A 12,820-nucleotide genomic window follows, 5' to 3' on the forward strand; every position below is an offset into this window, starting at 1 on the left:
CTACGCAGTGACGCCCTGTGCAGCCTTCGTTTGGCGCAGTTCTTCGCTTTTGGCACTGACGTCTTCCCAGGGAGCCTGCAAGTCGTTGCGTCCGAAATGGCCGTAGGCCGCTGTGTCCTGGTAGAAGCGACCGCCGCGTTGTTGGGGGAGGTTGCGTAGGCCGAAGATCTCAATGATGGCGCCGGGGCGCAGATCGAAATGCTCCTGCACGAGGGCGGTGAGGGCATCGTTGTCCAGTTGGCTGGTGCCGAAGGACTCCACCAGAATCGACACAGGCTTGGCCACGCCGATGGCGTAGCTCAGCTGCACTTCGGCACGTTCAGCAAGTCCTGCGGCCACAAGGCACTTGGCCACGTAGCGGGCGGCATAGGCAGCTGAGCGGTCCACCTTGGTGGGGTCTTTGCCAGAGAAAGCACCACCGCCGTGGCGGGCGTAGCCGCCATAGGTGTCGACGATGATTTTGCGACCGGTGAGGCCGGCATCACCCTGCGGACCGCCTACCACGAACTTGCCGGTTGGGTTCACCAGATACTTGGTGGCCTCACGGGATGGCTTGAGCGCCAGGTCGGCGGTTGCCGGCTCCACGACATGCGTCCAGAGGTCTTTGGTAATGCGTTCCCGGATCCCCTGTTCATCGCTGATTCCATCCACATCAGCGGTGTGCTGAGTGGAGATCAGGATCGTGTCGATGGAGACGGGCTTGTCGTTTTCATAAACAACGCTCACCTGTGTCTTGCCATCAGGAAGCAGGTAATCCAGGGTCCCGTTGTGGCGCACTTCGGCAAGGCGGCGCGACAGCCGGTGGGCCAGGCTGATCGGCAACGGCATCAGCTCGGGCGTCTCGTTGCAGGCGTAGCCGAACATGATTCCCTGGTCCCCAGCGCCCACCAGATCAAGGGGATCACCAGCGTGGTCGTCGGCCTCGTTCACGCCCTGGGCGATGTCGGGGGACTGCTGGTCAAGAGCCACGAGCACCGCGCAGCTGTTGGCATCGAATCCACCGGCCCGTGCGCCGCTGTAACCGATCTCCTTGATCACATTGCGAACCAAGTGGATGAAATCCACTTGGGCTTTGGAGGTCACCTCACCCGTGATCATGCAGAGGCCGGTGTTCACAACCGTTTCGCAGGCCACGCGGCTAGCGGGATCCTGCGCCAGCAGCGCATCGAGAACGGCGTCGCTGACCTGGTCGCAAATTTTGTCGGGATGCCCTTCCGTAACGGACTCGGACGTAAAGACGTAACGGCTCATTCGACTCTCCAGATGGCGCGACTTTACGCGGCAGTGTTGATGGCGAGCTCGTCCCAGTGGTGGAGTAGATGCTGAGCAGAGCGCAGCTCTGGAGTGCGACTCCAGCCACCGGTGAATCCGATCACGCAGCCAATTCCAGCCTGAAGAGCCATTTGAAGGTCGGTTTCAGCATCCCCGATCAATGCACAACGCTGGGGTGGAAGGCCCAGGCAGTCGCACAGCTCCAGAACGGCTTGCGGATCGGGTTTTCGCGGATGGTCGTCAGCACTCCAGATGCCATCAATGCATGCACTGAGCTCATGGTGATCCAGGAAGTCATCAATGCCGGATCGGGTGTCATTGCTGATGACAGCAGTGGTCACATTCAGCTGATTCAGGGCCCGTAGCAGTCGTTCTGCACCGTTCAGCAAAGGGCTTGGGGTCGCGTCAACCAAACCGCCCTGGTCAACCTCGTCGAAGCAGGCGTGGGCCATGGCCAGAGCCTGGGGCCATGAGCAGCCAAGGAGGCAAAACACCGTTGCGGTTGAGGCGATGTTGTCCTGTCTGGAGGCAACAGCAAGGGTTCCGCCTGGATGGAGCATGTCGTTGCTCACACCGAACGCTCTGCGCAAGGTGTCTCTCAGCGCAAAGGCTTCGAGTGGTGGGGCCTGGTCTTGCCCGATTTCAATGGCTCTGTTGATGCGTTCCTCTGCCAATGCCAGTAGATGAGGCTCACTATGGGAAAGGGTGCCGTCCTTATCGAACAGCACCCCATCAATTGAGCTGATGGGTGTTCCCTTCAGCAGAAGTGTGGCCATTCAGGCTCAGATCATCATGGAGTTGATCGGGTCTTCACCTTCTTCAGCCTGCTCGAGCAGCATTTGCTTGTAGCGGGCAGCCATCTCCTCCGCCTTGTCAAACACTTTCTGAGGATCGGTCAGCATGTCGCCGGGTTCCGGCTCCAGGGCTTTGGTGGAGAGAGAGATTCGGCCGCGTTCGGCATCCAGGTCAATGATCATGACTTTCATCTGATCATTCACGTTCAACACCGAGTGGGGGGTTTCGATGTGCTCGTGGCTGATCTCGGAAATGTGCAGCAGACCGCTGACACCACCGATGTCGATGAAGGCGCCGTAGGGCTTGATCCCGCGGACGGTACCGACCACGACTTCGCCCACCTCCAGGCGATTCATCTTCCGCTCCACCAGGGCGCGGCGGTGGCTGAGCACCAGACGGTTGCGCTCTTCGTCGACTTCGAGGAATTTCAGAGGCAGGAAGTCGGCAACCAGTTCTTCCTTCGGCTTGCGGGTGCTGATGTGGGAGCCGGGGATGAAGCCCCGCAGGCCCTCAACGCGCACCAGGGCACCACCACGGTTGGTGGCGAACACCTCGGAGTAAATGGTGGCATCTTCCTTCTGAAGCTGACGAACCCGCTCCCATGCCCGCTGGTATTCGATCCGCCGGATCGATAGCGCCAGCTGACCATCCTCGTTCTCCTCACTCATGATGAAGAACTCACGGATCTCGCCGGGCTGAAGCACGTCGCTCAGACCCTCGACCCGGTTGATCGACACCTCTTGAAGGGGCATGAAGGTGGCCGTCTTGGCACCAATGTCGATCATTGCGCCCTTCGACTCCAGGGCGAAGACCGTGCCGTTGACGATGTCACCCGGCTTGAAGTTGTAGTCGTACTTGCTGAGGAGAGCCGCGAACTCATCAATGGTGAAGCCGGCGTCGTCCAGGTTGCGGCTGCTGGCACGGCTGCTGGGATCATCCGCTGTGGGGACGTCCTCAGGAATGCTGAGGTCCTCACCCTCAAACGCCTGTTCAATGGCGGAGTTTTCTGGGGAGGCTTCTGTGGGGTTCGCGTCCTGAACTTGATCCTGGATCTGTTCTTCTGTCGGAGTCGCAGACATGGGGGGGTGGCGGTCTACCTCAGGTGGGCAGTACGAGAAGTTCACGTCAAACGCCCGCCGACGTTTTACGGAGAATCCACGACTTTACAGACCAGACGGACTCAAAAAGCTCACTTGTTCACACCACCGACTCAACGCACTCTTTCAACGCACTCTTTCAGCGCACTCTTTCAACGCACTCTTTCAACGCACTCTTTCAACGCACTGTGGCCAGATGGTTCTGGCCTTGATCGGCGTTGAGCGTCTCCAACGTTGAGACGAAGTCGTCAATGCCTCGGAACTGGCGGTAAACGGATGCGAATCGGATGTAGGCCACTTCGCTGATCTGCTTGAGATCCCGCAGCACGAATTCACCGATTTCAGCGCTACTGACTTCCTTACCGGAGCGTTGCTGAAGCTTCAATTCCAGTTCTTCAACCAGGGATTCCAGGCGTGTTGTATCGAGGCCAGTTTTCTCGCAAGCTCGATTCAAGCCATGCAGCAACTTGCTGCGACTGAAGATTTCCCGGTTGCCGTTGCGTTTGATCACCGTGATCGGCACGGTTTCCACCCGCTCGTAGGTGGTGAAGCGAAATTCACAGTTCAGGCATTCGCGACGTCGTCTCACGCTGCGTCCGCCATCGGCTGCCCTTGATTCAAGAACGCGACTATCTGTGTTTTGGCAGGAGGGGCACTGCATCCCCGAAGGAGTTATTAACTTGCACCAACTGTAGACAGTGATTTGAGACTTGAGAAGGGCCTGTGGGACATCAGTCTCATTTGCGGATTCCACCGACGGCTGTCAGTGACTTGAGACTGCTGTGATTTGCTCTCGTTGGCGAGACCATCTTGCGACGACCGGCATGGGAAAGCATGAAAAAACCCCGCCGTGGCGGGGCTTTGAAGGTTTAAATCACTTACCGATTTTCGGCGGATCGCGGAATGCGATTGCAAAAAAGAGTGTGGCAATCGCGAGGGTAAGGATGAGGACGTAAGCGAAGCTTTCCATCGTGTTGTTCCTGTAGGGCGATCAGTTGAGGGGTGTTCCAGCGGGGGGAACGTATCCCTCGGGCAGGCGCCGGGTGGTTTTGTCACCAAGCTTGGCGAAGAGGCCAAACTCCACCTGATCACCGAGGTCGGGATCAATACCGGCGAACACATCGCGGTACAGGGTGCGAGCACCGTGCCAAATGTGCCCGAAGAAGAACAGCAGCGCGAACGTGGCATGGCCGAAGGTGAACCAGCCACGGGGTGAACTGCGGAAGGTGCCGTCGGAGTTGTAAGTCTCGCGGTCGAAGTCAAAGGCTTCACCCAGCTGTGCCTTACGGGCAAGACGCTTGACGTCGGCGGGGTCAGTGAAGGTCTGCCCATCCAGAGCTCCACCGAACACTTGGGCGGTTACGCCCTGTTGCTCGAAGGAGTACTTGGCTTCTGCACGACGGAAGGGGATGTCAGCACGGACATTGCCTTGAGCATCTTCAAGGACGACAGGGAAGTTCTCGAAGAAGTTGGGGAGTCGACGAACTTCAAGTTCTGAGCCGGACTTGTCCGTGAAAACGATGTGGCCGACCCATGAGGTGGCAAGACCGTCGCCATTCACCATCGGACCGACGCGGAACAGACCACCCTTGGCAGGGCTGTTGCCGACGTAATCGTAGAAGGCAAGTTTCTCGGGAATCGCTTCAAAAGCCTGTTCCCGTGTAGCGCCATCGTCCATAGCGGTTTGGACGCGGCGATTGATCTCTGTCTTGAAGTAACTCTGGTCCCACTGATAACGGGTGGGTCCGAAAAGCTCAACAGGAGTTGCGGCTGAGCCGTACCACATGGTTCCAGCCACGATGAAGGCGGCGAAGAACACAGCTGCGATTGCACTCGCCAAAACGGTCTCGATGTTGCCCATTCGGAGTGCCTTGTAGAGGCGCTCGGGCGGCCGAGTGGTGATGTGGAAGATGCCGGCAATGATGCCGACGATTCCAGCGGCGATGTGGTGAGCGACGATTCCCCCTGGATTAAAGGGGTTGAACCCTTCTGGGCCCCATGACGGTTGGACCGCCTCGAGGTGTCCGGTTAACCCATATGCATCAGAGATCCACATGCCCGGACCAAAAACTCCGGTGAGATGGAAAGCACCAAATCCGAAGCAGCCAAGTCCAGCCAGCAGCAGGTGGATGCCGAAAATCTTCGGCAGGTCAAGAGCCGGCTCGCCAGTGCGCGGGTCCTGCCAGATCTCCAGATCCCAGTAGGTCCAGTGCCAGATGGCGGCCAGCATCATCAGGCCGGAAAAAATGATGTGAGCGGCAGCGACGCCCTCGAAACTCCAGAAACCGGGATCGATACCCGTTTCGCCAGTGATGCTCCATCCACCCCAGCTGCCGGTCACGCCAAGGCGGGACATGAAAGGCATGACGAACATGCCCTGACGCCACATTGGGTTCAGGACAGCGTCGGAAGGGTCAAAAATGGCAAGCTCATAGAGAGCCATGGAGCCGGCCCAGCCGGCTACAAGGGCTGTATGCATGAGGTGCACAGCCAGAAGGCGGCCCGGGTCATTAATGACGACGGTGTGCACCCGATACCAGGGCAATCCCATGGGTCAGGTTCGGGGGACAAGACTGCTAATGCAGTCAGACATGGGCGATCGTAAGGGCTTCTGTCCGACAGACGGGAGAAAACGGATGTCCTCGCAACTGTCAGTGACATGAAAGTCGAGGAGCAGCCGTTCACAAAACGCAATGCTTCAGCGCATGATGGAGGCTGGTTGTTTGGTGACTCATGCCTGTTATTCGGTTTGTTCGTGAAGGGCGTGATGTGGAGTGTTACCCCGGGGAAAACCTGAGGGAGGTCGCCCGGCGCGAGGGGATCGAGCTCTATGGACTCAAGGGGCAGCTGGGCAATTGCGGTGGTTGTGGCCAGTGCATCACCTGCTTTGTTTCCGTCGTTGACGAGAACGGAGCCGATGCGCTGACGGCACGAACCGCGGTCGAAGAAAACAAGTTGCGTCGCCGTCCCCAGGACTGGCGCTTGGCCTGTCAAGCACTTGTAGAGAAATCCGTCATGGTGCTCACCCGTCCGCAGGTTCGGCTTGCTAACGCGGATTCGAGACTGGCTGCGGCCAGGCAGGCTCCTCTCCCCGCTGGCCCCACCGCATGGCCTGCGCCACCGGTCAGCGAGCTCGATGACGAGGATCAGGATGGGGCCGAGGACGATGGCACCGATGCCAGGGCTGCTACCGCCGGTGACGAGGCCTAGGGGAGACGCTCCCTAGGCCTCGTGTCGGTGATACCTTCGCCTGGATCCCTCCAACGGCCATGGAAACCAACGATCTCGGATTCGTCGCCAGCCTCCTGTTCATTCTGGTTCCGGCGATCTTCCTGATCGTGCTCTACATCGGCACGCAGAACAACGAGGCCTGAGCTCAGCCCTGTTCCGGTTCACGCACCAGTAGCACTGGTGCTGGTGCGTGAACCCGGATGTAGTCGCTGACCGATCCGCCCAGCAGCTTGTCCAGATCAACCAGTCCTCTGGCAACGAGAGGTCGCCGGTCCTGAGAGGCAATCACCACAAGGTCGGCATTGCATTCCGTTGCAGCCAGGCAAACGCTGCGACCGATGTCTTTCCCTTCGGTGTGGATGGCTTTCATGTCAACACCGAATCCCCTTGCACGCTGAACAGCAGCATCCAGAACGTCGTCCGCTTTGGTGCGGCCTCCCCGTGACGGTGCTGAATCCTGGCGAACGACATGAACACCGGTCAGGGTTCCGCCTGGGATTTCACGCACCAGCTCGCAGGCTGTGCGAAGGGCGTCGTCCCCGACGCCTGTTCCGTCGATCGTCACCATCACGCGGTTGACATGCTTCACATAAAGGTCGTCCCGGACCAGCAGCATCGGGCGAGTGGAGAGTTGGAAGACGTACTGACTGGTGCTGTTGGCCAAAATGGACTGAAGGCGTCCGAGGCCGCGGGATCCCATCACGATCAGGTCAGCCTGAACCTCATCGGCAACTTTGAGAACGGTCTGCTTTGTGTCGCCCTCTCGAATCAAGGTGCTCACGCTCGAGGGGCTGAGCCCCATGCGGGTGACTGCGCTGTTCAACAGGGTTTCCGCTTCGTCGCGATGGCCATCGGATTGCGACTTGCTCTGCTCTGAAATCACATGAAGCAGATTGATTTTCGCGGACTTCAGGCTTGGAATGTCCTGGAGCATGCGAATCATTTCCTCGACGTGACCCTTGCCCGAGTCGGCAATCAGAAGGTTCCTGAACACAGGGTGATGAAGCGTCCTCTGCGGAAGCCTATGGGGAGGATTCCTGCGTAGCGACAAGCTGATGGCACAGCGTTACGCGGATCATGTGGACCCTGAGCAAGTGTGTGCTCCCGCAGCACACCGATTACGCCGGTGTGATGTGGCATGGGGCCTATGTGCAGTGGCTGGAGGAAGCCAGGGTTGAGGCCCTGCAGGCTGCCGGTCTGGGTTATGCAGCAATGACCGAGATGGGCATTGACATGCCAGTGGTTTCTCTCCACCTGGAGTACCGCCACCCGCTCCGGCACGGTGATGAGGTGCGCGTTGAAAGCCGGTGTTGTGCTCAGCAGGGTGTGCGTTGGCCATGGGCCTCCCACTTCGTTCGCGGGGGAACGGTGGTTGCCGAGGCGACGGTGCAGCTGGTGATGTTGCGTCAGGGGCGCGTGCTCAGGCGCGTGCCATCTGAACTGCAGCAGGTGATGAATCAGCTTGTGAGCCACGACGTCTGAGCCAGGGCAAGGTCGCACAGCGATTGTGCTAGTACAAATGTACTTGCGGTGGTCTGATGCGGGGATGGTGGTGGCGATGGACCTGTTGTCCGGGCTTGGGGAGTTCCCGCATGGCGGATATCCGCGCGTTCTGCAGCGATCAAGCCGTTGGGCCAGATCAGCTGTGGGGGTGGTCGACAGCGCGTCTTGGTCGCGTTCTGGGCTGGCCGTCGCACTGTCTGCGTGCCGTTGATCGTTACAGACGTGAGCAGGGAGCTGAGCCCAACCTTGAGGTTCCTCCCTGTGCTGTTCTGCCGGGTGACCCTGCCTGGCCTTCTTGTTTAGACCGCGTGGACTCACCTCCTTCCGGGCTGTACGTCCATGGGGATCGATCGCTGCTCCGGCATCTGAGCGCCCGTGAAGCCATTGCCGTGGTGGGCACGCGTTCCGCCTCGGATCATGGCCTCGCGATGGCTGAAGAGCTTGGTCGGGCTCTCGCTGGTGCGGGTTGGCCTGTGCTCAGTGGACTTGCGGAAGGGATCGACGCTGCAGTGCATCGCAGTTGCCTGGCCAGGAACGGAGCTCCCATTGCTGTTTTAGGCACACCGTTGGACCGTGTTTACCCCGCCCACCAACGCTCGTTGCAGGAGCAAGTCGGCCATCAAGGGTTGTTGGTGAGCACCACTCGGTCGGGCTGTCGTGTTTATCCAGGGCACTTCGCGGCTCGCAATCGTTGGCTGGTGACGTTTGCAAAAGCGCTTGTGGTGGTGGAGTGTCCCCAACGCAGCGGAGCATTGATCTCGGCACGCTGGGCCAGCCAGATGCATCGTCCTGTGTGGGTCGTTCCTGGTGATGCCCGTCGATGGTCATGTCGGGGCAGCAATGCACTGCTCCAAGCTCGAGCAACAGCTTTGATTCATCCCGAGGATCTCCTGCGTTGTCTGGGGCCTGGCCCTTTGACGACGGGTGATTCACGCCTCAAGACGCAAAAGCTGATGGAGGCCATCGGGCCCGGGGCTTCTTTGGATGAGCTGGTGTCTCTTTTGCAGTGCTCCTCCGCTGAGCTGGCCCCCCAGCTTCTCGCCCTTGAGTGCCAGGGCGAACTGCTGTGTGAGTCTGGACTGCACTGGCGCAAGCGTCGGCCTTGACAGACTGCAGAACGCTGGCGGGCACTGATCTCCTGCAGTGGAGGCGCCAACAACTCGCTCGAGGTGGGGCTGCGGCAGATCTCGATTGGCTGATTGATCTTGCAGGTGGTGTTTCCTGGGCAAGCCTCCAACGGCTGCTGCTGGATCCGTCGCGCACCGTCGCGATGGTGCAGTCCCTCGATGTCCTCAGTGAATTTTGGCAGCGCCATCTTCACGACAACGTTCCTCTGCAGCATTTGGTCGGGCTTTGTCCATGGCGGGACCTGCTGCTCGAGTCGTCCCCTGCTGCGCTGATTCCTCGCCAGGAAACAGAACTGTTGGTGGATCTTGCCCTGACCCACTTTCAGGCGGCTCCTCCCAGTCGCTGGGCTGATCTCGGTACAGGCTCAGGAGCCATCGCTGTGAGTTTGGCCCTCGCCTGGCCAACGGCATCAGGGCATGGTGTTGATCTCAGCCCCGATGCCTTGAGCCTTGCGAAACGTAATTTCCAGCGTTGCGCTCCCAATCACAACTGCTCGCTTCACCTCGGGTCTTGGTGGAAACCCCTCAAAAGTTGGTGGGGAATCTTGGACGTTGTGATCAGCAATCCTCCGTACATTCCGTCCTCGGTGGTTCATGGCCTCGAGGCCGTTGTTCGTGACCACGAACCTCATTTGTCGCTGAGTGGGGGCGAGGATGGCCTGGATGCGATTCGAATTGTCGTGAACGGAGCGCCAACGGGGCTGGCGCCGGGGGGGGTGCTTCTGCTTGAGCACCACCACGATCAGAGCAGCCTGGTCATGCAGCTGATGCGCGATGCGGGTTTGGTTGAGGTCAGTGCGGCCACTGATCTTGAGGGAACGCGTCGCTTCGCTGTTGCTCGAAACCCGTTTGCAATGTCTTCATGAAGGAGATTCATGCCCCCTTCGATTCTTGAAGCTCCCGATTTGGTGTTGCGTCTTCGTGCTGGTGAGGCTGCCATCATTCCCACCGATACCTTGCCGGGGCTCGCGGTGATGCCCGATCAAGCGCAGACCCTTTGGCGCTTGAAACGTCGACCTGCCGATAAACCGTTGATTCTGATGGGGGCCACTGTTGATGATTTGCTTCAGGAGGTCGATGTCTCCTGTCATCGGGAGGTTGAAGTGTTGGCTGAGCACTATTGGCCTGGAGCGCTCACCCTTGTGCTGCCTGCCTCTGATGGTGGTGTGGCGTGTCATCTCAACCCAGGGGGTGGAAGCCTCGGCTGTCGCATCCCTGCCTGCGAGCAGACCCGTCAGTTGCTTCAGATCAGTGGGCCATTGGCCACCAGCAGTGCCAATCGTTCTGGAGAACCGGCGAGCACAACTTCAGCAGATGCGTCGCGGTATTTCCCTGATGTGGCTCAACTGGGCCCTCAGCCGTGGCCCCAACCTTCAGGTCTGGCCAGCACGGTGTTGGTTTGGGTCGAGGCTGGACGCTGGCGCATGGCGCGACGGGGTGCTGTGATTCCTGCAGGGCTTGAGGTGTTCGAGTGATCCCACTGGTCGGGCTCTGCCTGCTGGTGATGGCGGTGCTTCATTGGGTGCTGGAGCCCCTCGAAGCCCTCTTCACCTGGACGCTTCAACTGAACCTTCTCCCCTGGCTGCTGGGATTGATCCTCATTTGGCTTTTCGCGGGTGAGACAGACCGCAGGCCATTCCCCTGATCCAGATCAAGCCGGCTAACGGATTTGAACCGATGACCTTCGCTTTACAAAAGCGCTGCTCTACCGCTGAGCTAAGCCGGCATGGGACGCATCGTACCGGCGCATGCCTTGCGATTCAAAACAGGGCTTTCATTGCTGATCAGCCAAAGCGCTAGCTCGAGTCGATTGCGACAACCACTTTTGCGGAGTGCTCTGCTGATGTGGCACTCCACCGTGCGGTGACTGATCACCAAGCGCTGAGCGATGGCTCGGTTCTCGAGGCCTTCCAGCAACAACAGCACCACCCGCTGTTCGGCAGGAGTGAGGTGATTTAAAGGGCTGACAGTCAAGCTTGAACAGGTCGCTGTTCAGAGGGTTCCACCCTTGGATGGTTGGGTGATCGGGCGACGGATGGGCAGGTTGGCCACCAGGGCGGTGACGCGGTCTTCCGTCTCCAGACTCACATCGCCTTCCTCGAGGTCGATCTCGACGTAGCGGGCCACCACTTCGAGGATCTCGCGACGCATCTGCTCAAGCAGCTCCGGGTTGAGGTCACTGCGGTCGTGGGCGAGCACCAACTGGAGACGCTCCCTTGCTGTTTCAGCACTGGCGGGCTGACGGCCCAGGAGTTTGTCGATGAATTCTTTGAGTGTCATCGCCTCAGAAAATCCGGGTTTGCATCAGCTTGCGCATCCTGGCGCGTAGGCCGCGGCGGGCCTGGGATGGATCCATCAGAGGAATGTCTTCGCCCTGAAGCCGTTGAGCGATGTTGCCGTAGGCCTGAGCTGCCGGTGATGTCGAGTCGCTCAGGGTCAAGGGTTCACCGCGGTTGGTGCTCACAATCACCTGCTCGTCTTCAAAAACAAGACCCAGGAGCGGTAGCGCCAGGATGTCGGTGACATCATCCACCGAGAGCATTTCCTGGTTCGACATCATCTTGGGGCGGACTCTGTTGAGCACAAGCTGCACAGGCTGCACCCCCTGAGTGTTCAGCAGGCCAATGACCCGATCAGCATCCCGAACTGCTGCCACTTCCGGGGTTGTGATCACAACGGCTTCGCGGGCTGCGGCGGCTGCATTCTTGAACCCGTCTTCAATCCCTGCTGGACAGTCGATCAACACGTAATCGAACTGGCGTTCGAGCAGCGTGACAATGGCCTGCATGTCTTTGGGTGTCAGCCACTCGAGCATCCGAGGGTTGCCTGCTGGCAGTAGGGCCAGATTGGGCTCCTGCTTGTGTTTGACGAGGGCTTGCTCGAGTCGGCAGGTCTCGGCAAGCACCTCTTGAGCCGTGTAGACGATGCGGTTTTCCAGACCCAGGAGCAGATCGAGGTTCCTCAGTCCGAAGTCCGCGTCAAGAACAACGGTTTTGGCGCCTTGGCGTGCCAGGGCAATGCCGAGGTTCGCTGTGGTCGTTGTTTTTCCGACACCGCCCTTGCCAGAACAGATCAGGATGGTTCGGGTCGTCGACACCAGGGTTCTGCTTTGGTGCGGCCAGAATAATCTGGCTTCACGCGCTGACAACGGTGTCAGCGTTTTTTAAAGCTCTCGATGACGGCGGGTTCAATGGCGATCACGCCATCTTTGAGTTCGGCTTGCTCAGCCAGACCAGCCTGCGGCAGATCCTCAGGCCCTCGAGCCACCACGTCGGCAATCCTGAGTTGCACGGGGCGTAACTGCAGGGCGATGATTTTTGCTGTGGTGGCCCCTTCGCACCCGGCGTGGGCCACACCCCGCAGGCGCCCCCAGACCAGAACATCAGCGGCTGAACTGATCCGTGCGCCGGGATTCACATCGCCATACAGAAGGATGCTGCGGTCGCTCTGGAGATGATCGCCGGAGCGGAGTGTGCCGTGGTGGAACAAAAGGTCTGAAGGGTGCACCGGAACCGAATTTCGCTGCTCCTCCCTCCTGGAACGAGTGTGCTCCGGGCTTGCATCCAGACCAAGTGCTGAGGCACTCACAATGGTTTCTAGAGCTCGGCTTGTAATCCGTCCGAGCTGATGGCCTGCGTCGGCCACCACGGCGGATAAGTCCGTGAGGTCGCTGCAGCTCAGGCTCCAGTCCCCGCAATCGAGATCAACGATCGTTTCGCAGCACCCGTTCAGGAGATCAGGTAAACGATCTCTCCAGTGATCAAGGCGCTGGTCGGGAAGCTTCAGTGTCATCGC

General features: G+C 59.4%; 18 protein-coding genes and 1 tRNA gene. 7 read left to right on the top strand and 12 right to left on the bottom strand.

Annotation, left to right across the window (positions count from 1 at the left end):
- The 6 genes from metK to psbB all read right to left on the bottom strand — a co-directional run bounded on the left by metK (position 1) and on the right by psbB (position 5,715).
- Entirely contained in the window at positions 1-1,251 is a 1,251-nt protein-coding gene (gene metK / locus SynPROSU1_RS02710; protein ID WP_186571407.1) for a methionine adenosyltransferase, read from the bottom strand.
- A gap of 23 nt (positions 1,252-1,274) precedes the next feature.
- Positions 1,275-2,048 (bottom strand): HAD family hydrolase, encoded by a 774-nt coding sequence (locus SynPROSU1_RS02715; protein WP_186571408.1) that lies wholly within the window; start codon positions 2,046-2,048, stop codon positions 1,275-1,277.
- A gap of 6 nt (positions 2,049-2,054) precedes the next feature.
- On the bottom strand, positions 2,055-3,146 hold the full coding sequence (locus tag SynPROSU1_RS02720) for a 30S ribosomal protein S1 (RefSeq protein ID WP_186571409.1): 1,092 nt from the start codon (positions 3,144-3,146) through the stop codon (positions 2,055-2,057).
- A 196-nt stretch (positions 3,147-3,342) separates the two neighbouring features.
- Positions 3,343-3,825, bottom strand: coding sequence for a transcriptional regulator NrdR (gene nrdR, locus SynPROSU1_RS02725; RefSeq protein WP_186571410.1), 483 nt, complete (start codon positions 3,823-3,825; stop codon positions 3,343-3,345).
- Between the two features lie 213 nt (positions 3,826-4,038).
- The gene (locus SynPROSU1_RS02730; RefSeq protein ID WP_011128841.1) at positions 4,039-4,134 is read right to left on the bottom strand and encodes a photosystem II reaction center protein T; all 96 of its coding nucleotides are present in this window, start codon (positions 4,132-4,134) and stop codon (positions 4,039-4,041) included.
- A gap of 21 nt (positions 4,135-4,155) precedes the next feature.
- Positions 4,156-5,715, bottom strand: a complete 1,560-nt coding sequence (gene psbB, locus SynPROSU1_RS02735; protein ID WP_186571411.1) for a photosystem II chlorophyll-binding protein CP47 — start codon at positions 5,713-5,715, stop codon at positions 4,156-4,158.
- A gap of 182 nt (positions 5,716-5,897) precedes the next feature.
- Between psbB and SynPROSU1_RS02740 the strand changes: the two genes are divergently transcribed.
- Positions 5,898-6,374 carry a 2Fe-2S iron-sulfur cluster-binding protein gene (locus SynPROSU1_RS02740; protein WP_186571412.1) on the top strand — a complete coding sequence of 159 codons (477 nt, stop codon included), beginning with the start codon at positions 5,898-5,900 and terminating at the stop codon, positions 6,372-6,374.
- Between the two features lie 59 nt (positions 6,375-6,433).
- Positions 6,434-6,538 carry a photosystem II reaction center protein PsbM gene (psbM, locus tag SynPROSU1_RS02745; RefSeq protein WP_025362091.1) on the top strand — a complete coding sequence of 35 codons (105 nt, stop codon included), beginning with the start codon at positions 6,434-6,436 and terminating at the stop codon, positions 6,536-6,538.
- Between the two features lie 2 nt (positions 6,539-6,540).
- Here the strand turns inward: psbM and SynPROSU1_RS02750 are convergent, their stop codons facing one another.
- Positions 6,541-7,389: a universal stress protein gene (locus tag SynPROSU1_RS02750; protein WP_186571413.1), complete on the bottom strand. Its 849-nt coding sequence runs from the start codon at positions 7,387-7,389 to the stop codon at positions 6,541-6,543.
- 83 nt (positions 7,390-7,472) lie between these two features.
- Here SynPROSU1_RS02750 and SynPROSU1_RS02755 point away from each other — a divergent pair, with 83 nt between their 5' ends.
- The 5 genes from SynPROSU1_RS02755 to SynPROSU1_RS02775 are packed head-to-tail and all read left to right on the top strand — an operon-like array spanning position 7,473 to position 10,670.
- A complete protein-coding gene (locus SynPROSU1_RS02755) occupies positions 7,473-7,877 on the top strand; it encodes a thioesterase family protein (protein WP_186571414.1) in 405 nt (134 codons plus the stop codon).
- 56 nt (positions 7,878-7,933) lie between these two features.
- A complete protein-coding gene (locus tag SynPROSU1_RS02760) occupies positions 7,934-9,004 on the top strand; it encodes a DNA-processing protein DprA (RefSeq protein ID WP_255444754.1) in 1,071 nt (356 codons plus the stop codon).
- A complete protein-coding gene (gene prmC, locus SynPROSU1_RS02765) occupies positions 9,001-9,891 on the top strand; it encodes a peptide chain release factor N(5)-glutamine methyltransferase (protein ID WP_255444755.1) in 891 nt (296 codons plus the stop codon). The genes SynPROSU1_RS02760 and prmC overlap by 4 nt, the downstream gene beginning before the upstream one ends.
- 9 nt (positions 9,892-9,900) lie before the next feature.
- Positions 9,901-10,500 carry a Sua5/YciO/YrdC/YwlC family protein gene (locus SynPROSU1_RS02770; RefSeq protein ID WP_186571415.1) on the top strand — a complete coding sequence of 200 codons (600 nt, stop codon included), beginning with the start codon at positions 9,901-9,903 and terminating at the stop codon, positions 10,498-10,500.
- Entirely contained in the window at positions 10,497-10,670 is a 174-nt protein-coding gene (locus SynPROSU1_RS02775; RefSeq protein ID WP_186571416.1) for a hypothetical protein, read from the top strand. Before SynPROSU1_RS02770 ends, SynPROSU1_RS02775 begins: the two co-directional genes overlap by 4 nt.
- Positions 10,671-10,679: 9 nt before the next feature.
- Here SynPROSU1_RS02775 and SynPROSU1_RS02780 read toward each other — a convergent pair.
- The 5 genes from SynPROSU1_RS02780 to minC all read right to left on the bottom strand — a co-directional run bounded on the left by SynPROSU1_RS02780 (position 10,680) and on the right by minC (position 12,817).
- Positions 10,680-10,751: transfer RNA gene (locus tag SynPROSU1_RS02780), tRNA-Thr, on the bottom strand.
- The gene (locus SynPROSU1_RS02785) at positions 10,742-10,999 is read right to left on the bottom strand and encodes a response regulator transcription factor (RefSeq protein WP_186571417.1); all 258 of its coding nucleotides are present in this window, start codon (positions 10,997-10,999) and stop codon (positions 10,742-10,744) included. Before SynPROSU1_RS02785 ends, SynPROSU1_RS02780 begins: the two co-directional genes overlap by 10 nt.
- A gap of 18 nt (positions 11,000-11,017) precedes the next feature.
- A complete protein-coding gene (minE, locus tag SynPROSU1_RS02790; RefSeq protein WP_115022992.1) occupies positions 11,018-11,305 on the bottom strand; it encodes a cell division topological specificity factor MinE in 288 nt (95 codons plus the stop codon).
- 4 nt (positions 11,306-11,309) lie between these two features.
- Entirely contained in the window at positions 11,310-12,122 is an 813-nt protein-coding gene (gene minD, locus SynPROSU1_RS02795) for a septum site-determining protein MinD (RefSeq protein WP_186571418.1), read from the bottom strand.
- Between the two features lie 56 nt (positions 12,123-12,178).
- Entirely contained in the window at positions 12,179-12,817 is a 639-nt protein-coding gene (gene minC, locus SynPROSU1_RS02800) for a septum site-determining protein MinC (protein ID WP_186571419.1), read from the bottom strand.
- Between the last annotated feature and the right edge of the window lie 3 nt (positions 12,818-12,820).

This window comes from Synechococcus sp. PROS-U-1 (assembly GCF_014279755.1).
Taxonomy (GTDB): domain Bacteria; phylum Cyanobacteriota; class Cyanobacteriia; order PCC-6307; family Cyanobiaceae; genus Parasynechococcus.

Excerpts from the sequence above, each read along its gene's own strand:
- metK (WP_186571407.1), bottom strand. The coding sequence starts at position 1,251 with ATGAGCCGTTACGTCTTTACGTCCGAGTCCGTTACGGAAGGGCATCCC.
- psbB (WP_186571411.1), bottom strand. The coding sequence starts at position 5,715 with ATGGGATTGCCCTGGTATCGGGTGCACACCGTCGTCATTAATGACCCG.
- psbM (WP_025362091.1), top strand. The coding sequence starts at position 6,434 with ATGGAAACCAACGATCTCGGATTCGTCGCCAGCCTCCTGTTCATTCTG.
- SynPROSU1_RS02720 (WP_186571409.1), bottom strand. The coding sequence starts at position 3,146 with ATGTCTGCGACTCCGACAGAAGAACAGATCCAGGATCAAGTTCAGGAC.
- SynPROSU1_RS02755 (WP_186571414.1), top strand. The coding sequence starts at position 7,473 with ATGTGGACCCTGAGCAAGTGTGTGCTCCCGCAGCACACCGATTACGCC.
- SynPROSU1_RS02740 (WP_186571412.1), top strand. The coding sequence starts at position 5,898 with ATGCCTGTTATTCGGTTTGTTCGTGAAGGGCGTGATGTGGAGTGTTAC.
- SynPROSU1_RS02730 (WP_011128841.1), bottom strand. The coding sequence starts at position 4,134 with ATGGAAAGCTTCGCTTACGTCCTCATCCTTACCCTCGCGATTGCCACA.
- nrdR (WP_186571410.1), bottom strand. The coding sequence starts at position 3,825 with ATGCAGTGCCCCTCCTGCCAAAACACAGATAGTCGCGTTCTTGAATCA.
- SynPROSU1_RS02770 (WP_186571415.1), top strand. The coding sequence starts at position 9,901 with ATGCCCCCTTCGATTCTTGAAGCTCCCGATTTGGTGTTGCGTCTTCGT.
- SynPROSU1_RS02715 (WP_186571408.1), bottom strand. The coding sequence starts at position 2,048 with ATGGCCACACTTCTGCTGAAGGGAACACCCATCAGCTCAATTGATGGG.
- minE (WP_115022992.1), bottom strand. The coding sequence starts at position 11,305 with ATGACACTCAAAGAATTCATCGACAAACTCCTGGGCCGTCAGCCCGCC.
- SynPROSU1_RS02760 (WP_255444754.1), top strand. The coding sequence starts at position 7,934 with ATGCGGGGATGGTGGTGGCGATGGACCTGTTGTCCGGGCTTGGGGAGT.
- minC (WP_186571419.1), bottom strand. The coding sequence starts at position 12,817 with ATGACACTGAAGCTTCCCGACCAGCGCCTTGATCACTGGAGAGATCGT.